Origin of the sequence: Luteibacter sp., assembly GCF_036500425.1 — a bacterium.
In the GTDB taxonomy this organism is placed as follows: Bacteria; Pseudomonadota; Gammaproteobacteria; order Xanthomonadales; family Rhodanobacteraceae; genus Luteibacter.
This window is the reverse complement of the sequence record NZ_DASYCB010000060.1, coordinates 136,148-161,427: the sequence shown is the minus strand read 5'-3', so window position 1 is coordinate 161,427 and position 25,280 is coordinate 136,148. Positions and strand designations below refer to the sequence as shown.

Genomic DNA, 25,280 nt, shown 5'->3' with positions numbered 1-25,280 from the left:
CGCGCGATGGGTGCTCGCGGCAGACCCATCGCGCGCAAGCGCGCTCCTACAGGGGCCCTTGAAAGGCTCGGGGGCGCCCTTACTTTGGGTGGCAGCCGCTTGCTCACCTTCGTGGGCAGGCGTACGATCCGCCGCTCATTCACCGAGATTCGTCATGTCTGCCTGCAAGCACGCATTGATCCACCTGACTACGAACGCCCCATGGGCGCGTCGCGGGTGCGCGCGCGCCATGGCAGGCCACACGCCGTAAGGCGCCGGGCCTCGAACGAATACCAAAAGCACCCGCAAGGGTGCTTTTTTTTGTCCCGAAATCTTCTTAACCCTGATTTTCCAAGCCCATTGCCGGAGCACCGTGCCATGAAGAACTGCCGCGATCCCCGATCCTGATCCGTCCCACCCACGCCAGGGGCGACGGTTAAGCCTCGGGGAATGCCTCGCTCGAAGACGCTAAGTCGAGCCCCTGGCGCCCTGATTGGAACTGTTCAACCATGAGTACCCGCGATACCACCATCCCCGTCGGCCGTTGGCGCAACCTCGGCATCATCGCGCACGTCGACGCGGGCAAAACCACGCTCACCGAGCGCCTTCTCTATAAGACCGGCACGATCCATCGCACCGGTGAGGTGCACGATGGCGCGACCACCACCGATCACATGGAACTCGAGCGCGAGCGTGGCATCACGATCGGCGCCGCGGCCGTGCGCGCGAACTGGACGCCGGAAGGCGGCCAGCCGCATCGCCTTACCCTGATCGATACCCCGGGACACATCGATTTCGCGATCGAAGTGGAACGTTCGCTGCGCGTGCTCGATGGCGCCGTGGTGGTGTTCTCGGGTGTGGCCGGCGTGCAGCCGCAGTCTGAAACCGTCTGGCACCAGGCGCGCCGGCATGGCGTGCCGCTGATGGCGTTCGTCAACAAGATGGACCGCCCCGGCGCCGACTTCGACGCGACCCTCGTGCAGATGCGCGAGAAGCTCGGCGCGAACCCGTGGGTCGTGGCGCAGCCGGTGATCGAGGGCGAACACATCGTGGGTCTCTATGACCTCGTCGGTGAACGCACCTGGTTGTTCGACGACAAAGGCACGCCCAGCATCACGCCGTGGACCGACGCCGAACGTGCGTTGCATGCGAATGCGCGCGCGGAACTCGTCGCCGCCGTGGCGGACAAGGACGACGCGCTAGCCGAACTGTGGCTGGCGGAACGGCCCGTGGACGCGGCTGCGCTTACGGCGGCGTTGCGCCGCGGCACCCTCGCGGGTATCGGCCAGCCGGTATTGCCGGGTTCGGCGTTCCGCAACGTCGGTATCGAGCCGTTGCTCGACGCCATGGTCGCGTATCTGCCTTCACCGGTGGATCGCCCCTCCGTGGTCGCGCATACCGACAAGGGTGACGTGCAGGTGGCGCCGGATGCGAACGCACCGCTCGCTGCCCTGGTCTTCAAGGTGGTGAACCAGTCGCATGGTCCGCTGGCATTCGTGCGCGTGTACTCGGGCCGCCTGAACGTCGGCGACGCGGTATGGCGTAGCGGTACCGATCGCGTGCAGCGCGTCGGGCGCCTCGCCGTGGTCCGCGCCGATGACACCGAAGCGGTGGAAGCCGCCGAGGCCGGTGACATCGTGGCGATCATGGGCTGGAAGGACGTGGGTACTGGCGAAACGCTGTCCGATCCGCACCACGAAATGCGCCTGGAAACCATCCAGGCGCAGCCGGCGGTGTTGTCGTGGCGGCTCTCGCCGGAACGTTCGGCTGACCTGCTCAAGCTCGGCAACGGCCTGGCTCGGCTGGCCCAGGAGGATCCGTCCTTCCGTGTCAGTACCGATCCGGAAACCGGTGAAACCCTGGTCTGGGGCATGGGTGAACTCCACCTGGAAGTGATGGTGGAACGCCTGCGCCGCGAGTGGGGCGTGCAGGTCCGTACCGGCTCGCCGCGAGTGGCTTACCAGGAAACGCCGGCCCGGCCGTCCGGTCCGATCGAAGGCAAGCTCGCCAAGCAGACCGGTGGCAGCGGCCAGTACGCCCGCGTGGTGTTGTCCGTGTCGCCGATCGAAGGCGATGCGAACCGTTACGAAGACCGTACGACCGGTGGCGTCATCCCCAAGCAGTTCCAGTCGGCCGTGCAGAAGGGTGCGGAGCAGGCGCTGCTGGATGGCCCGCGGGGCTTCCCGGTGGTCGGCACGGAAATCGTGGTGCTCGATGGTCAGGCGCACGCCGTGGACTCGAACGAGGCCGCGTTCCACCGTGCCGCGCAGATCGCGGTGAAGGCAGCCCTGGAGGCCACCGGCACGGTGTTGCTTGAGCCGGTGATGCGGGTCTCGGTGTCCGCGCCAGGCGTGGCGGTGGGTGATGTGCTGGGCGACCTGCAGCGCCGTGGCGGCCAGATCGTGAACCTGACTGACAAGCAGGAGCGCACGGAGATCGAAGCCGACGTGCCACTGGCCCAGCTCGACGGGTACAGCACCACGCTACGCAGCCTGAGCCAGGGCCGCGCCTCGGCCACGGTGGCCTTCCACGCCTACCGCCCGGCCACGGTGCAGGAAGCAAGGAAGCAAGCCTGACAGGCTGCTGTTGTAGGAGTGCGCTTGCGCGCGATGAGTGCTCGCGATAGACCCCATCGCGCGCAAGCGCGCTCCTACGGGTTAGGCTTGGCGCATGCTTACTTATGCCGATGCCCTGGCCGTCCTGTTGAAAGAGGCCCGCCCGCTCGATACCGAGCGGGTGGGCCTTTCCCTTGCCATGGGGCGCGTCCTGGCCGAAGCGGTCAGCAGCCCGCTGTCGCTTCCCTCGTTCGACAACGCCGCCATGGATGGTTACGCCATTCGCCAGGGCGCTGGCGACATACCCGCCGGCACCCGGTACACGGTCGCTGGCATGCAGGCCGCAGGCGATGGGACCATCGCGTACCCCGGTGGGGAAGCCTGCGAGATCGCCACGGGCGCACGCGTCCCCGATGGCTTCGATACGGTCGTGCCGGTGGAACGCTGCGAGCGTGAGGGTGAGCGCGTGCGCATCACCCAGGACGAGAAGCGCGGACAGAACATCCGTTACGCGGGGGGTGACATCGCTCGCGATGCCGCAGCCTTGCCCGCGGGCCGGCGTATCGACGCCACGGCGATCATGCTGCTCGCCGCGCTGGGCATCGATTCGCTGAGCGTCGCGCGGCGTCCACGCATCGCCATCATCAACACCGGCAGCGAACTGCACGCCAGCGGTCCCTTGCCTGAAGGCGGCATCCACGATTCGAACGGACCCTTCCTCGAGGCGATGTTGGCGTCGTGGGGCGTCGAGCAGCTGACGCGTCGTCGCGTACCCGATACCGGAGATGCCTTCCACCAGGCGGTGGAAGAAGCGCGCGCGACCGGCACCGACCTGATCGTGACTACCGGTGCCGTGTCCGCCGGACGCTTCGATTTCGTCCCGTCTGCGCTGGCCGCCATGGGTGCGCGCGAGTTGTTCCATAAGGTGGCGATTCGCCCCGGGAAACCGATCCTCGCTGCGCATTTCGATGGCGGCCCGCTGGTCCTGGGCCTGCCTGGCAACCCTATCGCCGTGGCAGTGGGCCACCGTTTCTTTGTCGCGCCGGTCCTGCGCGCGATGGCGGCGTTACCGCCCGAGCGGCCTTCACGAGTGCGCCTCGTCGAAGGCAGTGCCGTGCGTCCCGGCCTGTACCACTTTGCGCTGGGTCGGCTCGAGGCTGATAACGAAGGGCGCCAGGTGGCCCGACCACAGCGAAACCAGGCGGCTTACCGCATCGTCCCCTTCAGCCTGGCGAACACATGGCTCACCGCGGAGAGCGAGTTCGGCGAGGTGGTGGATGCGTGGCCGATAGATCCGGCGGGCGCGCCGTGATCGGTGTCATCCTCGCCGGCGGCCGTTCGTCGCGCATGGGCGAAGACAAGGCGCTGTTGCGTATCGACGGCCGCACGTTGCTTGAACGTACCCACGCGATACTGCTTGAAGCAGGCATGGAGCGCGTGGTGATCAGCGGCGAAGCCCACGGTGGCATCGCCGACCGCTGGCCGATGAAAGGGCCGATCGGCGGCATCGCCAGTGTGGCGGGCGAGCTTGCCGATGGCGAACTGCTCGTGGTGCCGGTCGACATGCCCAGGCTCGACGCGGTCACGCTCGCGCCCCTGCGAGATGAGCGACGCATGCGCGCCACGCGCTGGGCGGGGCATCCGTTGCCGATGCGACTGACCCTCGATACGACGAGCCGCGCGACGCTTGCCGAGCTGATCGGTTTGGAAGGCCGCGAGTGCTCGGTGTCCGCCTTGCAGGCGCGCATCGGCGTGGCGACACTATCGCTGGACCGGGTCGATAGCCAGGCCCTGGCGAACTGCAACACCCCCGATGACTGGCGCGAGGCGAACGCATGAGAGTGCAGCTGGAGAACGACACGATCCGTGTCCGCATCGATGAGGATGAACTGGCCGAGCTGCTCGACGATGTCGCTCTGCTCGGCTCCACGGCGTTTGGGCGGGCCTTCACGATGCGCTACGCCGTAGATGCCACGAACGCGGCGCACTGTGCGTTAGAAGGCAATGCGCACGAATGGCGCCTCGCCGTGCCGCGCACGCAACTGGTGGCGTTGAAAGCGCGCCTTCCGAGCAAGGATGGCCTGGTCTTCGATATTCCCGGCCAGGACACGGTTGCCACGACGGTGCTTTTCGACATCGACGTCAAAGACAGCATTAAACGCCGCCGCCCGTGATAACGCCGCTCTTGTAGGAGCGCGCTTGCGCGCGATCGAGGTCACCGCGAGCACCCATCGCGCGCAAGCGCGCTCCTACAGGGTCGGGCTCGCGTTCTGGATGCGCTCGGGGCGGCTGTAGACGTTGAAGCGGCCGGGGCGGGCGAAGCCGACCAGGGTCAGGCCGCAGTCGGCCGCTAGCGAGACCGCCAGCGCGGTGGGAGCGGAGATGGCGACCAGCACGGTGATACCGGCGACGGCGGCTTTTGTTACCATTTCGTAGCTGGCGCGGCTGGTGATCACCGCGAATCCTTCGCGTGGATCGATGCCACGGCGGGTCATCGCACCGATCAGCTTATCCAGCGCGTTATGTCGGCCTACATCTTCGCGCACGACCATGAGTGAGCCATCGGTGCGCGCCCACGCGGCCGCATGCACTGAACCGGTGAAGGCGTTGATCGGTTGTTCGGCACGCAACGCTTCGAGCGCGCGTTCGATCGCGTCCGGCGTGACGTTGGTGCCGGCGGCGACGGGTCGCGGGCGGCGGATCACATCTTCCAGCTCGCGCGTGCCGCAGATACCGCAGCCGCTACGGCCGGTCATTTCTCGTGTGCCGAAGGCGGAGGAAGGCTCGTCGCTCTCGTCGTGCCCCGTTAGGGAGGCCGTCGATGGCACGGAGGCCAGTGACCTATCTGGCGCCTCCTGAGTCACGGCGGCACGCGTACGCACATCGATCGTGATGCCTTCGAGCACCTCATGGACTTCGATGGATTCGATATCGCGTGCATCCTCGACCCGGTTCTCGGTGAGTGCGAAGCCGCGGGCGAAGTCCTCGAGGTCAACGGGTGAGGCCATCATCACCGCAAAGGGCTTGCTGTCGAAATGCAGCGCGACCGGTACCTCCTCGGCGAGCCGGTCGTTGTCTTCCACGGCACGGCCACGCTCATAGCGCGTGACCGTACGTCGCGCGCTACCGGCGGGCGGTGCATGTTCATGCCGCATGGGTCGTTGCCTTCTTTCGCGTCGGCGCAGGCTCGGTCGTGGCAACGATACGTACCGGCACCGACTTGTAAGTCGGTGTGCCCGACTGGCTGTCGTGGTTCTCCAGCGAAATGAGCGCATTGCCCTCCGGGTAGTACATGGCCACCGAGCCCTCGGCGATGTCATAAGCCACGGCGGTAAAACCGCGCACCGCACGCTGGCGGCCGTCGGCGACATTGCGCCCCGTCGCGAAGATATCGATGCGGTCACCGTGTTTCAGGCCACGCGCGGCCAGGTCACCGGCATGCATGAACACGACATCGCGACGGCCGGTGACACCACGGTAGCGGTCGTTCAAGCCATAAATCGTGGTGTTGTACTGATCATGCGAACGGATGGTGGTCAGCATCAACCCACCTTCCTCCAGCTGGTCGTCTTCATCGAGGCCGCGGGCGAGCAGGAATTGCGCGCGCTTGCTGGGCGTCGCCCAGTCGCGCTCGCTGGCGGCGACACGCAGGCGGAAACCGCCCGGCACGTTCACCCGCCTGTTGAAGTCGAAGAAGATCGGGAACACCTTCTCGATGTCGTCGCGGATCAGGTTGTAGTCACCGACCAGCGCATCCCAGTTCACCCGTGTCGCGGGTAGTGCGGCCTTGGCGATGCCGGCGACGATCCACGGCTCGGACCGAAGGTGCTCCGAGGCTGGCGTGAGCGTACCGGCGGAGGCATGCACCATCGACATCGAATCTTCCACGGTCACCGCTTGTGGACCCGTGGCCTGCACATCCAGTTCAGTGCGGCCCAGGCAAGGCAGGATCAGCGTTTCCTTCGCCAGCAACAGGTGCGAGCGGTTGAGCTTGGTCGCCACATGCACGGCGAGGTCGAGCTTGCGCATGGCCTGGAAGGTTTCCTCGGTATCGGGCATGGCCACGGCGAGGTTGCCACCCAGCGCGATCATCGCTTTTGAGCGGCCTTGGCGGATCGCGATGATGGACGCGACGGCATCGTGGCCATGCTCGACCGGCGGCTCGAAGCCGTAGGTGCGGCGGATGCCCTCGTTGAGCTCCGCGTTCGGCTTCTCGGTGATGCCGACGGTGCGATCGCCCTGCACGTTGCTGTGTCCGCGCAGGGGGCAGATGCCCGCGCCCTGGCGGCCGATGTTGCCACGCATGAGTAGCAGGTTGGCGATCTGCTGGACGTTCTCGGTGCCGTGCTGGTGCTGGGTGATACCCATGCCATAGCAGACGATCACCGCTTTCGCTTTCGCATAGATCGCTGCGGCATACTCGATCTCGCCGCGCGAGAGTCCACTCTTGCGTTCGATATCGGCCCAGCGCGTGGCCTTGACGTCGTCGACCAGCGCCTCGAAACCCTCGGTGTTCTCCGCGATAAACGCATGATCGATCACCGGCGGAAGGCCGGCCTCGCGCGCGATGACGTCTTCTTCCACCAGGTACTTCATCATCCCCTTGAGCACGGCGACATCGCCGCCGATCTTCACCTTGTAATAGGTGGAAGCGATGCGCACCGATTTACCGGTGATCATTTCAACGGGATGCTGTGGGGACGTGAAGCGCTCGAGGCCGCGCTCGGGCATGGGGTTGATCACCACGATCGGCACGCCGCGTAGCGAGGCTTCTCGCAGCGTCGAGAGCATACGCGGGTGGTTGGTGCCGGGGTTGTGGCCGATACAGAAGATCGCGTCGCAGTGGTCGAAGTCCTCGAGCAGGACCGTGCCCTTGCCCGAGCCCAGCGACTTCGGCAGGCCCACGCTGGTGGCTTCGTGGCACATGTTCGAGCAGTCGGGGAAATTGTTGGTGCCGAACTCGCGGACGAACAGCTGGTAAAGGAAGGCGGCTTCGTTCGAGGCGCGGCCCGAGGTGTAGAACTCGGCCATGTTCGGATCGGGCAGGGCGCGCAGGGCGGTGCCGATGCGCTGGAAGGCTTCGTCCCACGCGATAGGCTGGAACGTATCGGAGCCGGCATCGTAGGCCAGGGGGTGAGTCAGGCGGCCCAGCCCCTCCAGGGTGTAGTCGCTGAGTTTCCACAGCTCGGCCACGGGGTTCTTTGCGAAGAACTCCGGGCGCACCCGCTTGGCGGTCGCCTCCCAGGACACGGCCTTGGCCCCGTTCTCGCAGAATTCGAACGACGAGGTTTCTTTCGGATCCGGCCAGGCACAGCCGGGGCAGTCGAAACCGTGCGGCTGGTTCACCTTGTGCAGCGCGATCGATTCGCGCGCGATGGCCATCTGGCCGCTCAAGGCGCGGGCCACGGCGCCCAGGGCGCCCCAGCCGCCGGCGGGGCTGTCGTAGTCGTCGATGCCGGGGACGCGTTTGTCGCTCATGGGCCTGATTCGCAAGAAGTTCTGTCGTGCCGCCATTCTACGCCGGGCCTTGCCCGCGAATTAAACAGACGCGTAAGCAAAGAACAAAAGTTTCACGTCGATTTTTCGCCGCAACCCCCAACCTCCGCGCCGCTCGGCGTCCCTCCCCAGGCGCCCCCGGAATCTTTTTATGTCTTTGCCACACTCCCGGCTCACGGCCGTCCACGAGGATGGCCTGGCTCCGCTCGGCCTCGCCATCGGCGACATGCGCGGGCATGCCCGTATCAGCGCGGATGCTGCGCTGGTGTCGCTGGCGTTGGATCGCACGGTCGGTTCGTTGTATCCGTCGCGCCCCGGACATCCGTTGCTTAGCCTGCAGACGGACGATGAGGTGCACTGGCTCAGCGCGTACGTGCCCGGCACCAACGTGTTGGAGACGGTCGGCCGCGCTGCCGATGCCGAACTGCGCGTGGTCGATTTCCTTGCCGTCGCCGAGGGGCGCCCGGGCCAGACGGAAGCCGTGCCTGCGGGCCGCTTTATTCGCATCGTGACCTGCACCGAGGGCGAAGGATCGTTTCAGCTGGTCTGTGCAGCCCGCCTTGCGATGGCCGCGAACACCGAAGCGGAAGCAGCCGATGGCTGGTACCTCGCCTGCTCGCGACCCCTCGCCTGGGGCGCCGATCAGGCTACCGTCGATGTGCACCTTGCCGCCGGAGAAAGCGTCGCCTTCATGATCGGTGACGCGCCTATCACGGGCGGCCCGGCCCTTGCGGCGGGGGCGCTGCACGCACTCGGCGACACCATCCATTACTGGACCTGGTGGAGCGACCGTTGCCGCTACAAGGGCGACGACTTCGATACCCGGCTGCGTGAGGCCCTTGCGCTGAAATTGTCTTGCAGTGAGGCGGGCTTCCACGCCGATGCCCCGGGTGTCACCGGGTTCGCGCGCGCGCCGCTCGGCGAGGTGGCCCGGGCCGCAGCTGCCTTCCTGGCGCTCGGCTACCGTGGTGAATGCGCTGCGTTGCTCGCCCAGGTCTATGACGAGGGTCGTGAAGGTGCTTCGCATGGCCGCTGGTCGTTCGACGAAGCCTTCCTTCGCACGCTGGATGCCTACGTGGTGCGCTACGGCACGTTGGGTCTTTCCGACGATTTACGCCGCGCTGCCGAGGCGCAAGATCCCGTGCTGCAATGCACAAAATGCATGGCGTAAGCGCAAACATGCAGGAATTGCATACCTGATACGTTGAGCATCGCGTTGTTCCCAGGCGCTGGGGCGGCCAGCATCGCCTCCGCTTTCGCCGATACATCGGCCCTGGGGATCTGAACCGATGATGCTTCGCCGTACCACGCTCGCCTTTCTTGCCGCGCTCGTCGCCATGGGCGCCGTCGCGCAGACCACGCCCGATGCACAGGCCACGTCCGATGCCCAGGCGCCGCGCCAGACGGCACCCGCCACGCCGAAAGACAAGGGCGGCCCGGTCGACAAGCTGCGCGCCGAGGGCATTTCGCTGCGCTTCGTCTGGGCCAACGACTGGGCAGCGAGCGTGCGTGGCGGTGAGCGTCTTGGCGCGACCAACGGTGGCGGCGCGGTCGGCGGTGCCGATCTCGATATGGGCAAGCTCGCCGGTATCGAAGGTGGCAAGATGCACATCACTTTCGCGCGCTACTACGGCCACAGCGTGGCGGCGGACGACATCGGCGTCCTGCAGAAGATCCAGGGTTACTGGTATCCGAAGCGCCAGTGGGAGCTGGCCCAGCTGACCTGGGAACAGCAGTTCAAGGACAGTCACATCAACGTGCTGGCCGGACGCATGAACGCCACCTGGCAATTCGCCCGTTCGACGTATGGTTGCCGCTTTGTCAGCGCACCGGATTGCCCGTACCAGCTCACTAACACCTCCGGCGGTTTCAGCGGTTTCCCGTACGTGAACTGGGGTGCGCGGGTGAAGTACCAGCCCGATGCGCGCTACCTCTCGATCGGCGCGTTCGAGATCAACCCGGACCGGCGCAATAACAACGGCATCAACTGGGGCCTGAACAACGCCACGGGCGTGATGATTCCGGTCGAAGTCGGCTACGAAACAAGCTTCGCGACCGACCCTTACCCGCGGCACCTGAAGATCGGCGGCTGGTATAACTCCGCACCGTTCACCGACCCCGAACTCAATAGCAAGGGCCAACATCGCGCCCTGCTGGGCGGCACGGCACGCAATTACCAGGGTGGCCGCTACGGCCTTTACGTGCTGGCCGACAAGGTGGTGTGGAAGCCCGATCCGAACAGCGATACGCGCAATCTCGCGGTCTTCGCTTCTGCCACCGGGCCCATGGATAACGCGGAAAACTACACGCTGCAGTCCACGGCGGGCCTGCTGTGGACGGGACTTTCGCGCTCACGGCCCACCGACTCGCTTGGCTTCCAGGCCACCTGGTTCCGCTTCAGCCGCAAGGCCGTGGGCTTCGAGGATGATCTCATCACCAAGAACAAGGGTGATGGCCACTTCAAGCGCGACGAGCTGATGACCGAGCTCAACTACAGCTACAAGCTGTTCCCGGTGGTTAGCCTGGTGCCGAACCTGCAGTACATCGTGCACCCGGATGTGCTGGGCAACACGGTGGGCGTGCGCAAGGTACCGGCCAACGCCATCGTGATCGGCCTGCGTGTCATGGTGAACATGGGTGGCCCCGGCAGCCAGTAAAAGCCCCATAATCACCGCACCCAGGCTGCCGCGCGCCGTGACCTTGGACCTGAAACACCTGCAGAGCTTTATTCGTATCGTCGAGTTCGGCAGCCTCACGCGTGCCGCGGCGACGCTCGATGTCTCGCAATCCCTGCTCAGCCGCCAGGTCCGCCAGCTCGAAATCGAGCTGGGCACGCACCTGCTGGAGCGTAACGGTCGTGGCGTCGTGCCGACTGAAGCGGGGCGGGAGCTGGTTGAACACGGCCGCGGCATCCTCCGCCAGGTGGAAGTAGCAAGGCTTTCGCTCGGCCAGAGCCGCGGTGTCTACGCCGGCAAGCTCGCGATCGGCTTGCCGCCGAGCGTCGGTTCCGCGCTCACTGTTGAACTGGTGATGCGCTTCCGCGAGCGCTACCCGCAGGCGCAGATCAGCGTGGTGGAAGCGTTGAGCGCGAGCCTGCTCGAATGGTTGCAACTGGGGCGGCTCGACTGCGCGTTGCTGTACAACCCGGCGGTGAACGCGAACATGCGTTTCCGCCATGTGCATTCCGAAGAACTCAACCTCATCGGCACGACGCGCGATGGGCGCACCTTGCCAGACACGGTGCCACTGGCCACGCTGGGCCAGTACCCGCTGATCATCCCGTCGCCGCTGCACTCGGTGCGCCAGCTGATCGAAGCCGATGCCGCGCGCTATGGCGTCGCACTCGATATCCGCCTGGAGATCGATTCGGTGCGCTCGCTGCTCGATCTGGTCGAACGCGGCGTGGGCTATGGCGTGCTCTCGCGCAATGCGCTGCTGAGCCGGCGCGGCGAGCACGACCTGCATGCCGTGCCGATCGTGATGCCGCAGATCACCACGCGGCTCGTGGTGGCCACGCCCACGCAGCGGCCGACCAGCGCGATCACCGAGAAGGCGCTGGAGATTGTCGACCAGTTGATTGCCGAAGGCCGCCTGGATACCGATCGCTAGATTGTGCAATGCGGCATTTGCATGCCATCTGCAAAGACATGCAATTCATGCATAGCAGAAAAGCGGCGGATTGCGTTGTTCGGACCGGCGGGGGTGGGGACCATCGCCATGGTTCCCCGCATAGCGTGACGCTAACCCGATGTCGCACGAAATTCCCTGCTGGTACATGCGCGGCGGCACCTCGAAGGGGCCGTTTTTCCGCGCGAGTGATCTCCCCGACGACGTCGCTACCCGCGACGCGGTGATCCTGGCGGCGATGGGCTCGCCCGATGAGCGCCAGATCGATGGTCTCGGTGGGGCGAAACCGCTGACCAGCAAGACCGGCATCCTTTCGGTGCCGATCGGTGGGGTCGCCGACCTGGATTTCCTGTTCGGCCAGGTCGGCATCGCCGACGCCTGGGTCGATACCACGCCCAACTGCGGCAACATGCTCGCGGCCGCGCTGCCCGCTGCTATCGAAGCCGGCCTCATCGAGGCCGACGAAGGCACGACGACCCGGCGCGTACGCACGGTGAATACCGGCGTCATCGCCGAGATCACCATCCAGACCCCCGGCCGCCGCCCGCTGTACGACGGCGAAGCACGCATCGATGGCGTGCCGCGCCCCTCCGCGCCGGTGACCTGTGGCTTCCTCGATACCGAAGGCTCGCTTGCAGGCTCGCTGCTGCCGACCGGGCGCCTGCGCGACACGATCGACGGTATCGAAGTCACCCTGATCGATAACGGCATGCCGGTGATGCTGATCGCCGCCGCCGACCTCGGCATCACCGGTGAGGAGCGCCCCGATGCGCTCGATGCAGACACCACGTTGAAAGCCCGCATCGAAGCCTTGCGCCTGAAAGCGGGTCCGCTGATGAACCTCGGCGATGTGACGTCAAAGCCGGTACCGAAGATCACCTTGGTATCGAAGCCACGCCACGGCGGTGCCCTCGGTACCCGCACGTTTATTCCGCACGATTGCCACACCTCGATCGGCGTGCTCGGCGCGGTCACCGTCGCCACCGCGGCGGTGATGCCCGGAACCGTCGCCGCCGCCGTCGCCGAGGCGGGGCAGGGCGATGCCCGCAGGCTGTCGATCGAACACCCCACCGGCGAATTCAGCGTGGAGCTCGGCCTGGAGAACGGCCGCGTGGTCCGCGCCGCCTTGCTGCGCACCGCGCGCTTGCTGATGCGCGGCACGGTGCCGGTTTCCCCTTCGATCTGGTCGGGCCCCGCCGACTAACCCCCTCCCACGGAGATCCCCATGTCCGAGAACAAGACGGCACTCATCGTCAGTGCCCATTCCGCCGATTTCGTCTGGCGCGCCGGCGGCGCCATTGCCCTGCATGCCGCGCAGGGCTGGAAGGTCCACATCGTCTGCCTCTCGTTCGGCGAGCGCGGTGAATCCGCGAAGCTGTGGCGCCAGGCCGGCATGACCATGGACAAGGTAAAGACGGACCGTCGCGCCGAGGCCGAAGAGGCCGCAGGCATCCTCGGTGCCAGCGTCGAATTCCTCGACATCGGCGACTACCCGATGCGCGCCGACCTCAACGTGGTCTTCCACCTGGCCAAGGTCTATCGCGAATGGCGCCCGTCGTTCGTGCTCAGCCATTCGCTGAAGGATCCGTATAACTTCGACCATCCGCTCGCGACTCACGTGGCCCAGGAGGCGCGCGTCGTCGCCCAGGCGCACGGACATGATCCGGAGGTGCCGGTGATCGGCGCCCCGCCGGTGTTCCTATTCGAACCGCACCAGCCGGAGCAGTGCGAATGGAAGCCGGAACTGTTCCTCGACATTTCCTCGGTGTGGGACAAGAAGCAGGCCGCGTTCGAAACCATGCGGGCGCAGGAACACCTGTGGGAGTACTACACCCGCGTCGGCCTGCAGCGCGGTGCCCAGGCGACGCGTAACTCCGATTTCAAGATCAAGTACGCCGAGGCTTTCCAGCGGGTCTTCCCGCACGTGACCCAGGGCACGCTGGCATGATGGGCGTCGTGGTCCGCAACCGTCCCTCCATCACGCATGACCAGGCCGACACGCTCGCCGCCATGGGCGTCGCGACCTTGCACGAGGCCCAGGGGCGCGTGGGCCTGTTCCTGCCGCCGATCCAGCCGATCCAGCAGGATCGCGCCATCGCCGGCTCCGCGGTCACCGTGTTAGCCCAGCCGGGGGATAACTGGATGCTGCACGTGGCGGTGGAGCAGTGCCGTCCGGGCGATGTGCTGGTCGTGGCCTGCACCACCGAGAACACCGATGGCATGTTTGGCGACCTGCTGGCCACGTCGCTGGTGGCGCGCGGCGTCGTCGGTCTGGTCATCGACGCCGGCGTGCGTGATAGCGCCGAGCTGCGCCGCATGGGCTTTCCCGTGTGGGCGAAGGCCGTGCATGCGCGCGGTACGGTCAAGGCGACGCTCGGGTCGGTCAACGTGCCGGTCGTGATAGGTGGCCAGCTCGTGAAAGCAGGCGACGCGATCGTCGCGGACGACGATGGCGTCGTGGTCGTGCCGCATGCCGCGGTCGACAGCGCCATCGCGGCATCGCGCAAGCGTGTGCTGAATGAAGAAGCCAAGCGCGAACGCCTCGCGGCGGGTGAGCTTGGCCTGGATATTTACGATATGCGCCCGCGCCTGGCAGAAGCCGGCCTGCGTTATGTGGACGACCTGCCGAATGAATAACCCGCTCAAAAGCTGCCTGCCGCCCGATCCGAATCCGACGAAGCCGTTGCAGGTCATGCCACCTCGGTCATGCGATGCGCATTGCCATGTGTTCGGTCCGGCGGATCGCTTCCCTTACGCGCCGGACCGCAGCTATACCCCACCCGACGCGCCGTACGAGCACCTCGTGGCGCTGCATGACTTCCTCGGCTTGGACCGTGGCGTGATCGTGCAGGCGAGCTGCCATGGCACCGATAACACGGCCATGCTAGACGCTATCGCCCGCAGCAACGGCCGCTACCGCGGCGTGGCGATCGTGGACGACGGTATCGACGAGAAGGGCCTAGCCACGCTGGACGACGGCGGCGTGCGTGCCGTGCGCTTCAACTTTGTGCAGCACCTGGGCGGCCGTCCGGACATGCAGGTGTTCTGGCGCGTGCTCGATCGCGTCGCCGAGATGGGCTGGCATGTCGTGCTGCACCTGGATGCGCAGGATATCGTCGAACTGCAGGACGTCCTTGCGAAGATCCGCGTTCCCTTCGTCATCGATCACATGGGCCGCGTGCAGGCGGCGAAGGGCGTGGAACAGGAACCATTCCGCCTGCTGCTGGCGCTGATGCGCGACAATCCCCTGGCCTGGGTGAAGGTCTGTGGCGCCGAACGCGTCTCGGTGGGCAAGCGCCCGTTCGACGATGCGATCCCGTTTGCCCAGGCCCTGATCGAGAGCGCGCCGGATCGCGTGCTCTGGGGTACGGACTTCCCGCACCCGAACATCTCGAAGGATATGCCGAACGATGGCGGCCTCGTGGACCTGATGGTCCGCTTCTGCCCCGACGAGACCTCGCGCCATCGCCTGCTCGTGGATAATCCCGCGCGCCTTTACGACTTCGCCTGAAGAGCGTGACCATGCCCAACACCGCCACCCTCCCGCCAGCGCGTCCGCGCAAGCCGTTCTATCGCCAGCTCTACGTGCAGGTGTTGGTGGCGGTAGTCCTCGGCGTCATTCTCGGCTACCTCTCGCCGAAGTACGCCGTGGCGATGAAGCCGCTCGGCGACGCCTTCATCGCACTGATCCGCATGGTGATCGGGCCGATCATCTTCTGCACGGTGGTGACGGGCATTGCCGGCATGCGCGATATGCGCAAGGTGGGCCGGGTCGGTGGAAAGGCGCTGTTGTACTTCGAAGTCATCTCGACCGTGGCGTTGTTCTTTGGCCTCGTGGCTGGGCACATCTTTCACCCGGGCACGGGCTTCAATGTCGATCCGACGACTCTGAAGTCCAACGAGGTCGCTTCGTTCGTCGCCCAGGGCCACAACATCGAGTCGATCGAGTTCCTGCTCGGCATCATCCCCACGACGTTCGTGAATGCGTTCGCGAAGGGCGACGTGCTGTCGATCTTGCTCATTTCGGTGCTGTTCGGTTGCGCGCTGGCCGCCACGGGCGAGCGGGGCAAGCCGGTATACGACGTGATCGAAGCCGGCGCCCAGGTGTTCTTCAAGATCGTGCACTACATCACGGCGGTGTCGTCGATCGGCGCGTTTGGCGCCATCGCCTTCACCATCGGCAAGTACGGCGTGGTGGCGCTGGTGCCGCTCATGGAGCTGATCGGCAGCTTCTACCTGGTCTGCGTGATCTTCGTGGTGCTTATCCTTGGTATCGTCGGGCGGCTATGCGGCTTCAGCATCCTGCGCTTCTGCGGGTACATCAAGGATGAGCTGTTGATCGTGCTCGGCACCTCCTCGTCCGAAGTGGTGCTGGCGCCGCTGATGCGCAAGATGGAAGAGGCAGGTTGCCCGAAGGAAACCGTCGGCCTCGTCGTGCCGACGGGCTACTCGTTCAACCTGGATGGCACCAATATCTACCTGACGATGGCAATCCTGTTCATCGCCCAGGCGCTGAATGTCGACCTGACGCTGGAGCAGCAGATCACCGTGGCGATCGTCGGCATGCTGACCTCGAAAGGCGCCTCCGGTGTCGCCGGCGCGGCGTTGGTGATGCTCGCCTCGACGCTCAGCGTGGTGCCGGTCGTTCCAGTCGCTGGCATGGTCCTCATCCTCGGCATTCACCGCTTCCTCGGCACCGGCCTGGCCATGACCAACCTCGTCGGCAATGGCGTCGCTGCCATCGTCGTCTGCGCCTGGGAAAAAGAACTCGACCGCAGCAAGCTGGCCGCCGCCTTACAAAAGAGCTGATATCCCTTGTAGGAGCGCGCTTGCGCGCGATGGGTGCTCGCGACAAGCCCCATCGCGCGCAAGCGCGCTCCTACAAGTCGGGCGGCGTGGGCTCATGGTAGGTTGGGCAACGCAGGCCCGGTAGCCCGGCATTGTCGCCCTGCAGGCAACGCGCTATGTACCGTCCCGTGGCTAGCTCGCCTGGGGTGGCCGGCCTAGGCTTAGGCCTGGAATCCATGCTCCAGGTGGAGGTGCCCCATGAAGATCGTCGTCATCGGTGGGAACGGGCTGGTCGGGCGGCAGATCGTGGCCCTGCTGAACGAGCGTGGGCACGAGGCTGTCGCGGCATCCCGTGCGACGGGCGTGGATATCGTGTCGGGTACCGGCCTGGACGCCGCCCTGGCAGGTGCCGACGTGGTCGTGGATGCGAGCAACTCCGCTGCGCCCTACGGTGAACCCTCTTACGACTTCTTTTCGCAGGGCGCTCGCCACCTACTTGCCGCGGAAGCACGCGCAGGTGTGCGTCATCACGTCGCCATCTCCGTGGTCGGCACCGACCGGCTGCGCAACAGCCCATATTTCCGTGGCAAAGGCGCCGCAGAAGACATGATTCGTGCATCGGGGATTCCCTACACGATCCTGCACGCGACGCAGTTCTATGAGTTCCTTCTTGCGATTGTTGAGGCGGGCGGTGTCTCGGGCCAGGCCTTGCGCCTGTCGCCCGCATACATCCAGCCCGTCGCTTCCACCGACGTGGCCGAAGCGATGGTGCAGATCGCCCTGGATCCGCCACGCAACACGACGCTAGAGATGGCCGGTCCGGAACGTGAGCGTATGTCGGACATCGTGAAGCGGTTCCTCAATGACCTGGAGTCGCCTGTCGACGTGCTGATTGATGAACATGCACCTTATTTCGGCGCGGTGCTCGAGGAACACTCGCTCGTGCCATGTGACGCCGCGCATCGCTGTCCCGTAGGGTTTGCGACGTGGCTTCAAGGGTCTGAATACGCGAAAGCGAATTGGTAAAGAGAACAGGCGATGAAACGAATCCTCATGCAGACCACGATTCCCTACGATGCGGATGACTGGCATATCGGGCGCTTCAGCTTGTTACGCGACACGCTTGCCGACATGCGCGGCGGCGACGGCGCCCCGCTGTTCGAGGTCACCATGCGCGACCGCGACCCACTTGGTGCGCCGGATAGCGTGTTGTCGACGCTGGACACCTCCGATTATGACGAGCTCTGGCTGTTTGCCGTCGATGTCGGAAGCGGTCTCACGCCGGACGACTGCGGCGCGATCAGCCGTTTTCGGTGGCAGGGTGGCGGCCTGATGGTCGCCCGCGACCACATGGATCTGGGCAGTTCGGTCTGCACGCTGGGTGGCGTCGGTGCCGCGCACTTCTTCCACTCAAAGAACCCGGACCCTGATCCGACCCGGTGCCGGATAGACGACACCATCACCAGCGACATCTCGTGGCCAAACTATCACTCCGGTGCTAACGGCGATTTCCAGCAGATCGAGCCGTCGCTGCCGCTGCATCCTGTGCTGCGCGATGCGACATCCGCGGATGGAGCGCTTCGGTTTCTTCCATCACACCCGCACGAGGGCGCGGTAGGCCAGCCGGAGAACGACAACAGCGCGCGCGTGATCGCGACCGGCCGGAGCAAGCTCAGCGGGCGCGACTTCAATATCGCCGTTGCCTTCGAGCCGCATGACGACATCGGTCCGGCCATCGCTGCGTCCACCTTCCACCATTTCGCCGACTACAACTGGGATCCTGCCTTCGGCGCGCCGAGCTTCGTCAGCGAAGCCCCCGGCCATGCCCTCGCCGGCTCCCCCGAAGCACAACGCTCCATCCGCCTCTACGCAAAAAACATCGCCCTCTGGCTCTCCGGCTATCCCTTGTAGGAGCGCGCTTGCGCGCGATTAGTGCTCGCGGAAAGACCCATCGCGCGCAAGCGCGCTCCTACAAGGTGCTGTCAGGCGGCCAGCGAGGTGCCGGCGGCCAGTGCGTCGAAGTAATCGCGGGTGAGGCGGAGCTGGGTGGTGGCATCTTCGGCGCGGTTCACCACGTGACGGAACGCCGCGTTTTCCGGGCGATCTTTTGCGTACCAGCCGAGGTGCTTGCGGGCGATGCGTACGCCCATCAGTTCGCCGTAGAACGCGTACAGATGTTCGAGGTGGCCGACGAGGATGTCGCGCACTTCATGCGGCGTGGGCTCGGCCAGGTACTCGCCGGTGGCGAGGTGGTGGGCGATCTCGCGGAAGATCCACGGGCGGCCCTGCGCGCCGCGGCCCACCATGATCGCATCGGCACCGGTGGCGGCGAGTACTTCGCGCGCCTTGTCGGGCGTGGTGATGTCGCCGTTGGCAAGCACGGGTATCGATACACTCGCTTTCACCGCGGCGATCGTTGCGTACTCGGCATCGCCTTCGTACTTGTCGGCGCGCGTGCGGCCGTGTACAGCCAGTGCGGCAATGCCGGCATCCTGGGCGATGCGCGCGATGGTCAGGGCGTTGCGATTATCGCGATTCCAGCCGGTGCGGATTTTCAGCGTGACCGGGATGTCGACGGACTTCACCACGGCCTCGAGAATGCGGCCGACCAGCGGTTCGTCCTGCAGCAACGCAGAACCTGACCACACGTTGCAGACCTTCTTGGCCGGGCAACCCATGTTGATGTCGACGATCTGCGCGCCGTTGTCCGCGTTGTAGCGGGCAGCCTCAGCCAGCATGCCCGGGTCGTACCCGGCGATCTGCACGCTGACCGGTTCGGGTTCGCCGTCATGGTCCATGCGGTGGAGCGACTTGCGGGTGTTCCACAGGCGCGGATCGGCCGTAGTCATCTCAGACACGGCGAGACCGGCGCCCATGCGCTTGCACAGGAGCCGGAACGGTTTGTCGGTGACGCCGGCCATGGGCGCGAGGACTACGGCAGGTGCGATGGTGTGGGGGCCGATGCGCATGATCCCGCCATTTTACCTGTAGGAGCGCGCTTGCGCGCGATGGGGGTTGCGGCGAGCACGCATCGCGCGCAAGCGCGCTCCTACACAGGCTTTAGCGCTTGGCGAGGGCTTTTTTGGGGATGGCGTCGACGGCGGCTGCCGCGTCGACCTGGACCAGGCCGTGGGTCGGGGCGCTGGTCCGCAGGAGGATGTCGCGGACGCTTTGGGCGTCCAGGCCGGGCGCGACCGAGAGCAGCAGGGCGACGATGCCGCTGACGTGCGCGGTAGCCATCGACGAGCCGGAGGTGAAGTCGTAACCGCCACCGGGCTGGGTGGTGAGGATGTCATTGCCCGGGGCGCTCACCACGCCCGCTGGTGCGGGACCGTTTGTGCTGCTGCGAACGACAATCACACCGGGCGCACTATCGGGGAAGCCGCGTGCATCGCCATTTGGCGGCAAGGCGGCGATAACGATACGGCCCTGGGCGAGCAACTGGTCGAGCAGCCTGCCGAGCAGCGGATCCGCCGGCCCACCGAGGCTCAGGTTGATGACGCGTGCATCGGTGTCGTTCACCGCCGCGAGTGCCTTGGCCAGGGTGAACGAATTGCAGCGCGCACCGCTCTTTTCGTCGACGTACCAGCAGGCCTTGTACACGCTGACCTTCGCCTTCGGTGCCATGCCCACCATGCCCTGGTGGTTGTTGCCGACCGCGGCGATGATGCCTGCTACTTCGGTACCGTGGCGATCGCTGGCGAAGGCCTTGTCGTTGTCGGCGACCTCGTCGCGGACGCCGGCGAGGTGGCCTTTCAGGTCCGGATGCGCGGTGTCCACGCCGGTATCGACGACGGCGACCTGCACGCCTTCGCCCTGGCTCACGGTGTGTGCTTCCGCGGCGTGTGTCTCGACGAAGCCGCGTTGAAGGTCGGTATACGGGTCGTTGTAGCGTTCTTCGTCCTGGCTCGAATACACCGCGTATTCCTGCAGCGGCTGGGCCAGTTCCACACGTTGGTCCTTCACGAGCGCGGCGATCAGCGCATCGCGATCCATGCCGGAGGGCGGGCGAAGCACGATGCAGTAAACGCCCAACGCCCGGATTGGCCAGCCGCCGACTTCATTCCAGCCGTACTGGCGGCGCAGGTCGGAAAGCAGCGAACGCGCGCGTTGGCCCGCACCGTAATTGGGTGCCGGCGCGTAACCGAGCAGGCTCGAACCCGCGTGGGTCGCGGCGGGTTCCAGCGGGTTGGAAACGGCAAGCACGATGTCGCGGGAACTATCCATGCCTGCCGCCACGCTCGCGTCGCTACGTTCGGGCGTGGGCGTGGTCAGAACCGCGCCTGCCGGGCGCGTGCTGGCGCAGCCCGAAAGCGTGGCCACGGCCAGGGCGAGCAGGAGCAACGCTTTGTTCATGGCGTCCCGGTGACCGGTTCCGCGAAACGGATGCCGTGCGTGCCGCGCAGGCGAGCGGCGGCCTGTTTCGCGGTGACCGCCGCATCGGCGGACTGCACCGTAAAGGCGCCCACACTGTTCGGACCATCCACGATGCGCAGGTGCTGGGCCTGGAGCAGGTCATTCCAGTCCGACATGCTCAGGGTCTTGTCCGGCACCACGTGGATCGCACCTTGCGGTGCGGCCGGCGCGTCGTTGCTGAGCGTGCGGTACGCCGTGGGCGCCGTGGCATCGGAGGTCGACCACAGCTTCAGGCCCAGGGCGCCCAGGCCCACGGCCTGCAACACCACCGCGGCGGCAAGGCTGCGCAGCAGCCAGCCATGGCTGGCCTGGCGCACCACGGGCTCGGCCTGCTGTGGGTCATCCACATCAAGGCGGGCGAACAGGCGCTGCAGGCCCAGTTCGGGATCGAGATTCACATCGGAAGGCAGCTGTACGGCGCGCGCGAGTTTCCGCTGCTGCTCGAATTCGGCGCGGCAGTTGTCGCAGGTGGCCATATGGCTATCGAGCCAGGTTTCCTGTTCGCGGCTGGCAGTGGCCTGGAGGATCCAGGGCATCGCTTCCCAGGCGCGGGCACAGTCCCTGCCGGCTGGGGTGGGGCGGGTCATGGCAGTTTCTCCTTGGACAGGGCCGTTTCGCCGGCCAGGCCCGGTAGTACGTTGCGCAGCTTGACGCGCGCATGGAAAAGTCGCGCCTTCACGGTCCCGACGGGGCATTGCATGATCGCCGCCACGTCGTCGAGCGAGTGGCCGATGCCGTAGACGAGTTCCACGACCACGCGCTGGTCGGCCGAAAGGCGTTCCATGCCCCGGCCCAGCCAGTCGCGCAGTTCGCGGTCATCGCCCGGATCGTGCGAGGGAACACGATCTTCCGGGATGCTGTCCTCGTCCACCGGCTCGCTGCCGTGCTGGCGCAGGGATTTCAGGCCACAACGGTAGGCGATACCCATGATCCAGGTGGAGACCCGCGATTCGCCCTGGAAGCTGGCTGCCTTCTGCCAGACGATCCAGAACGTGTCGTTGATGACTTCCTCGATGATGTCGGAGCGGCGGGTCAGGCGGGCCAGGAACCGGGTCAGCCGGCCGTGGTAGCCGCGGTACATCACCGTCAGCGCGGCGCGGTCGCCCGCGGACATCCGCTGCAGGAGCAGGCGGTCAGTAGCGTCGGTATCGGCCTGGGTCATGGCGTTCGGTTACGTTGGGTGCCTGGACCGTAAGTGCGCTAGAGGGGCCGGATGGTTGCCATGGCATCAGAAGGTCCGGGCCACGGTTGCCGTCCACGGGGAAACGCGCTGTTCGCCACGGTTCCGCTCCCGGTTCGTGAAGACGTGGACCAGTTCGACCCGCCAGCCGCCTTCCTGCCAGACCAGGCCACCATGGCCGTAGCTGTAGCGGTCCGGGCGGTAAGGATAGTACTGGGGCAACGGCGCCAGGTATTGGGCGAGGCCGATCCCACCCGTGACTGAGACGTGCCAGGCGACGGGCCAGCGGAACGCTACATCGGCCGCACCTCGCGGGCCGCCGCTGCCGTGGGCGAGCTTGATAGCAGAGATGCTGGCCGTCAGGACGTCGCGCCAGATCGCGCTGGTGCTCACTTCGGTACGGTCATATGGGCGCCAGGCACCGCCGCCGGGATAGCGGTATTCGAGCAGCCCCGCCTGCATTTGCCAGTCATCGGACAGGGACCACGATTTCGCTACCTGGACGAGCGTCTCGACAACGCGGCCGGGGTCGCGGGTCTCGTAGCTGGCGGATGCGCCCAGCGACCAGCCATCACGCGACACCCAGTTGACCGCGCCCTGCACGATGGGCCCGGGTCGGGTCACTGCCACGCCACGATCGACCAGCTGTGAACTCACCGCCACGGTACCGCCCCAGTCACCGGCATGCGCGGGCAGGGCGCCGGCGGCCAGGAGCGACACGGCCGCAAACAACCGCCGCCGCGGCGCAGAGGCGTCGCGGCGATCCGGGGCTATGCCTGGCTCGCGAGGGGTCAGGTTGTCGGACATCACATCGTCATGCGTATCGCAGGCCTTCGGACAGGCGCCGCGTCTGTGCCTTCCTTAGTGCAGCGTGGCCAGGTAGGACAACAGGTCGTCGATATCCTTCGCGTTGTCGAGGCCATCGTATTTCATCTTGGTGCCTGGGTTCGCCTGCTTCGCGGGTTGCGAGAGGTACGTGTGCAACTGGTCCGGGGTCCAGGTCCAGCCGATGGTCTTCAGGGCATCGGAATAGTTGTAGTCCGGCAGGCTGCCGGACTTGCGTCCGACGATACCGAACAGGCTGGGGCCTTTCTTGTTGCGGCCCTGGGCCACGGCGTGGCATTCGGCACATTCGGACTTGAAGACGTCCTGGCCTGCCTTGGCGTCACCGGCGGCGGCTGGCAGCGGTGCTAGCAGCCAGCCTGCGATGAGGCCCGCCGCGACGAGGCGGGCGGGCAGGGTGGGGAGGTTTGGGGGAGTCACGCGTTGTCGTTCCTATACGGCTAGAAGGCGATGCTCGCGGAGAGCGTGAAAGCGTTGAGGTCGGAGGCGTCGACACCGCGGACACCCGGCGGCGCGGCAAACACGTTGGAGCCGCGGCCATTGAAGCGGGTGACCCGGAACCACGAGGCCGCCAGCTTCAGGTTGCCCTTGGTGATCCAGCTATCGTCCTTGCCGAACGGTGCCCAGGCGAGGGTGAACAGGTTGATGGTGCTATCCGGATCACCAAACGGTGGGTAGCGCACATCGTTGCCGCTGCCGGTGCTCTTCAGCTGCGAGACCTGGATGCTGTAGGTCTGCTTGAAGGTGTAGGTCACCGAACCGACCTGATCGCGCGCGGAGCCGCGGTTCGATTGCAGCGATCCCGGCACGAGCGGATTGATCAGCGCCTCGCCGTATTTGCGTCGCTCGTAGATATTCACGTAGCTGGCTTGCACGATGTGCTCGCGGTTACCGAGGTACTGGTACGTGAGGTCGTAGCCGAAATCGTTGATGTTGTCCTTGGCCGCGCCACGCGGCAGTTCGCGCTTCGTGGTGAGCGCGACCACGCCGGCCGAGAAGAACTGGCTGCGCAGGTCTTTCATGTACGCGAAGCGGAAGTAGCCGGTCCCGCTTAGCTTGCCGGGATCGCCACCCAGGTTGTAACCGAGGTCGTCCTGCGTATTCCGCTGCAGCGAGCGGTAGGTACCGGCTTCGGCGTACCAATCCTTGTCGTACAACGCATACACGCTGGCGCCGATCACGCGATTGTTCAGGGTATTCGGGGCGCCCGGGTTCAACAGCGTGCCGGTGACGCCGCCCGGGGCAAGGAACGAGGCATTCGGCAGCGCGCCGATCGGATCCTGGAAACCTGGGCTGTTGTTCACGGTCACGCCGATCGTCGTGTCCTTCCCGCCGATCTTCAGTTCCTTCGCCACGTAGCGGATATCGATGTTGCTCAGCCGCGTGTTGTAGGTGTCATGCCCCGTACGGTCGGCTTCCACCTTGATGTAGCCACCGACGTTTTCGGTGAGGCGGCCGGCGAGGTAGAGATCACCCTGGGAAAGCGTGGTATCGCTCGGGCCCGTCTTCGGGTTGACGTAGCTTTCAGTGAGCTGCGCGGCCACGGGGATCTTGGTGCCCTGGCCGTCGGTATCGGTGTAGCCGTTGAGCTTGAAGCGCATGCCGAACGGCGTGAGCGCGGGGCCGTACGCACCCGCGTGGCAATCCGCGCAGGAGGCGCCGGTCTGCCGCGCATAGGCGGGGATGGCCTGGGCCGTATGGCTCACCAGCGAGAGGACGAGGGCAAGCGCCGCCCACCACCCAGCGTGGCCGGAGGCGCGCGGTCGACGTCGGAACGGTAACGGTGGCATGGGTGGAACTCCTTGTGGTGACGGGTGGGGGCGGGCGCTCAGGCGCCCTTGCGCGGCCACATCCGGTGCAGCAGGCCGTCGCGGCGGCCGAAATGGTGGAAAAGGGCGGCACCGATATGCAGGCAGACCAGGGCAAGCAAGACCCAGGCTGCGTCGATATGCAGGGCTTGAAGGCGATCGGCGAGGTCGTCGTCGGGGGCGACAAGGCGCGGCAGGGTCAGGCCGAAGAAATGCACGTCGTGGTCGCCCGCGCTGCTCATCGCCCAGCCCACCAGCGGCATGCCGAGCAACAGCAGGTAAAGCGCGATGTGCGTGGCACCGGCGGCGAGGTGCATCACCCGTGGCATCGGGATCGGCGGCAGGCGCGCCGTCCTTATCCGCAGCACCACCCGCACCGCGAACAGCACGAGCACCAGCAAGCCGAAATGGCGATGGCCTTCCAGTAGCCACATGCGTAGCGCACGGCCGGAGACCTCGTCACGGAGCAGGATCAGGCTTGCAGCGCATACGACGCACAGCACGGTAAGCCAGTGCAGCACGCGCAGGGGGCGCGGCCACGGTACCGGGCGATCGTCTTGGGTGTTCCAGGCCATGCAGGGCATTCCC

The 25,280-nt window shown here is 65.9% G+C and carries 24 protein-coding genes; 14 read left to right on the top strand and 10 right to left on the bottom strand.

Going from position 1 to position 25,280, the window contains the following annotated elements:
- Positions 1-488 precede the first annotated feature (488 nt).
- The 4 genes from fusA to VGN46_RS15985 all read left to right on the top strand — a co-directional run bounded on the left by fusA (position 489) and on the right by VGN46_RS15985 (position 4,708).
- On the top strand, positions 489-2,555 hold the full coding sequence (gene fusA / locus VGN46_RS16000; protein ID WP_331644967.1) for an elongation factor G: 2,067 nt from the start codon (positions 489-491) through the stop codon (positions 2,553-2,555).
- Positions 2,556-2,649: 94 nt separating this feature from the next.
- Positions 2,650-3,846 (top strand): molybdopterin molybdotransferase MoeA, encoded by a 1,197-nt coding sequence (locus VGN46_RS15995; protein ID WP_331644965.1) that lies wholly within the window; start codon positions 2,650-2,652, stop codon positions 3,844-3,846.
- A complete protein-coding gene (mobA, locus tag VGN46_RS15990; protein ID WP_331644963.1) occupies positions 3,816-4,373 on the top strand; it encodes a molybdenum cofactor guanylyltransferase in 558 nt (185 codons plus the stop codon). The genes VGN46_RS15995 and mobA overlap by 31 nt, the downstream gene beginning before the upstream one ends.
- Entirely contained in the window at positions 4,370-4,708 is a 339-nt protein-coding gene (locus tag VGN46_RS15985; RefSeq protein ID WP_331644961.1) for a DUF7009 family protein, read from the top strand. The genes mobA and VGN46_RS15985 overlap by 4 nt, the downstream gene beginning before the upstream one ends.
- A 75-nt stretch (positions 4,709-4,783) precedes the next feature.
- Here the strand turns inward: VGN46_RS15985 and fdhD are convergent, their stop codons facing one another.
- Both fdhD and VGN46_RS15975 read right to left on the bottom strand, forming a co-directional pair.
- On the bottom strand, positions 4,784-5,689 hold the full coding sequence (gene fdhD, locus VGN46_RS15980) for a formate dehydrogenase accessory sulfurtransferase FdhD (RefSeq protein WP_331644959.1): 906 nt from the start codon (positions 5,687-5,689) through the stop codon (positions 4,784-4,786).
- Positions 5,679-8,012 carry an FdhF/YdeP family oxidoreductase gene (locus VGN46_RS15975; RefSeq protein WP_331644957.1) on the bottom strand — a complete coding sequence of 778 codons (2,334 nt, stop codon included), beginning with the start codon at positions 8,010-8,012 and terminating at the stop codon, positions 5,679-5,681. The genes fdhD and VGN46_RS15975 overlap by 11 nt, the downstream gene beginning before the upstream one ends.
- Before the next feature lie 169 nt (positions 8,013-8,181).
- Between VGN46_RS15975 and VGN46_RS15970 the strand changes: the two genes are divergently transcribed.
- The 10 genes from VGN46_RS15970 (at position 8,182) to VGN46_RS15925 (ending at position 18,356) form a co-directional block, all read left to right on the top strand.
- Positions 8,182-9,201: a hypothetical protein gene (locus VGN46_RS15970; protein WP_331644955.1), complete on the top strand. Its 1,020-nt coding sequence runs from the start codon at positions 8,182-8,184 to the stop codon at positions 9,199-9,201.
- 118 nt (positions 9,202-9,319) lie between these two features.
- Positions 9,320-10,687, top strand: coding sequence for a carbohydrate porin (locus VGN46_RS15965; protein WP_331644953.1), 1,368 nt, complete (start codon positions 9,320-9,322; stop codon positions 10,685-10,687).
- Between the two features lie 37 nt (positions 10,688-10,724).
- Positions 10,725-11,639: a LysR substrate-binding domain-containing protein gene (locus VGN46_RS15960; protein WP_331644951.1), complete on the top strand. Its 915-nt coding sequence runs from the start codon at positions 10,725-10,727 to the stop codon at positions 11,637-11,639.
- Between the two features lie 139 nt (positions 11,640-11,778).
- A complete protein-coding gene (locus VGN46_RS15955; RefSeq protein ID WP_331644949.1) occupies positions 11,779-12,861 on the top strand; it encodes a 4-oxalomesaconate tautomerase in 1,083 nt (360 codons plus the stop codon).
- Positions 12,862-12,882: 21 nt separating this feature from the next.
- Positions 12,883-13,605, top strand: coding sequence for a PIG-L deacetylase family protein (locus tag VGN46_RS15950; protein ID WP_331644947.1), 723 nt, complete (start codon positions 12,883-12,885; stop codon positions 13,603-13,605).
- Positions 13,605-14,294 carry a 4-carboxy-4-hydroxy-2-oxoadipate aldolase/oxaloacetate decarboxylase gene (locus tag VGN46_RS15945; protein WP_331644987.1) on the top strand — a complete coding sequence of 230 codons (690 nt, stop codon included), beginning with the start codon at positions 13,605-13,607 and terminating at the stop codon, positions 14,292-14,294. The genes VGN46_RS15950 and VGN46_RS15945 overlap by 1 nt, the downstream gene beginning before the upstream one ends.
- Positions 14,287-15,168: an amidohydrolase family protein gene (locus VGN46_RS15940; protein ID WP_331644945.1), complete on the top strand. Its 882-nt coding sequence runs from the start codon at positions 14,287-14,289 to the stop codon at positions 15,166-15,168. The genes VGN46_RS15945 and VGN46_RS15940 overlap by 8 nt, the downstream gene beginning before the upstream one ends.
- Positions 15,169-15,179: 11 nt before the next feature.
- Complete coding sequence (locus tag VGN46_RS15935) at positions 15,180-16,466, top strand: dicarboxylate/amino acid:cation symporter (RefSeq protein ID WP_331644943.1); 1,287 nt, start codon at positions 15,180-15,182, stop codon at positions 16,464-16,466.
- 237 nt (positions 16,467-16,703) lie between these two features.
- Positions 16,704-17,471 (top strand): SDR family oxidoreductase, encoded by a 768-nt coding sequence (locus VGN46_RS15930; RefSeq protein WP_331644941.1) that lies wholly within the window; start codon positions 16,704-16,706, stop codon positions 17,469-17,471.
- A gap of 12 nt (positions 17,472-17,483) precedes the next feature.
- Complete coding sequence (locus VGN46_RS15925; RefSeq protein ID WP_331644939.1) at positions 17,484-18,356, top strand: hypothetical protein; 873 nt, start codon at positions 17,484-17,486, stop codon at positions 18,354-18,356.
- Positions 18,357-18,427: 71 nt separating this feature from the next.
- On the opposite strand, the gene dusB is transcribed toward VGN46_RS15925, so the two are convergent.
- The 8 genes from dusB to VGN46_RS15885 form a co-directional block, all read right to left on the bottom strand.
- Positions 18,428-19,414 (bottom strand): tRNA dihydrouridine synthase DusB, encoded by a 987-nt coding sequence (gene dusB, locus VGN46_RS15920; RefSeq protein WP_331644937.1) that lies wholly within the window; start codon positions 19,412-19,414, stop codon positions 18,428-18,430.
- Between the two features lie 91 nt (positions 19,415-19,505).
- Positions 19,506-20,801, bottom strand: a complete 1,296-nt coding sequence (locus VGN46_RS15915) for a S8 family serine peptidase (protein WP_331644935.1) — start codon at positions 20,799-20,801, stop codon at positions 19,506-19,508.
- Complete coding sequence (locus tag VGN46_RS15910; RefSeq protein ID WP_331644933.1) at positions 20,798-21,448, bottom strand: zf-HC2 domain-containing protein; 651 nt, start codon at positions 21,446-21,448, stop codon at positions 20,798-20,800. The genes VGN46_RS15915 and VGN46_RS15910 overlap by 4 nt, the downstream gene beginning before the upstream one ends.
- Positions 21,445-22,023, bottom strand: a complete 579-nt coding sequence (locus VGN46_RS15905; RefSeq protein ID WP_331644931.1) for an RNA polymerase sigma factor — start codon at positions 22,021-22,023, stop codon at positions 21,445-21,447. Before VGN46_RS15905 ends, VGN46_RS15910 begins: the two co-directional genes overlap by 4 nt.
- Positions 22,024-22,089: 66 nt before the next feature.
- The gene (locus VGN46_RS15900; RefSeq protein ID WP_331644929.1) at positions 22,090-22,848 is read right to left on the bottom strand and encodes a hypothetical protein; all 759 of its coding nucleotides are present in this window, start codon (positions 22,846-22,848) and stop codon (positions 22,090-22,092) included.
- 54 nt (positions 22,849-22,902) lie between these two features.
- Complete coding sequence (locus VGN46_RS15895) at positions 22,903-23,304, bottom strand: c-type cytochrome (protein ID WP_414675266.1); 402 nt, start codon at positions 23,302-23,304, stop codon at positions 22,903-22,905.
- A gap of 20 nt (positions 23,305-23,324) precedes the next feature.
- Positions 23,325-24,674 carry a cytochrome C gene (locus VGN46_RS15890; protein ID WP_331644927.1) on the bottom strand — a complete coding sequence of 450 codons (1,350 nt, stop codon included), beginning with the start codon at positions 24,672-24,674 and terminating at the stop codon, positions 23,325-23,327.
- 38 nt (positions 24,675-24,712) lie between these two features.
- Entirely contained in the window at positions 24,713-25,276 is a 564-nt protein-coding gene (locus tag VGN46_RS15885) for a cytochrome b (protein ID WP_414675265.1), read from the bottom strand.
- Positions 25,277-25,280 lie beyond the last annotated feature (4 nt).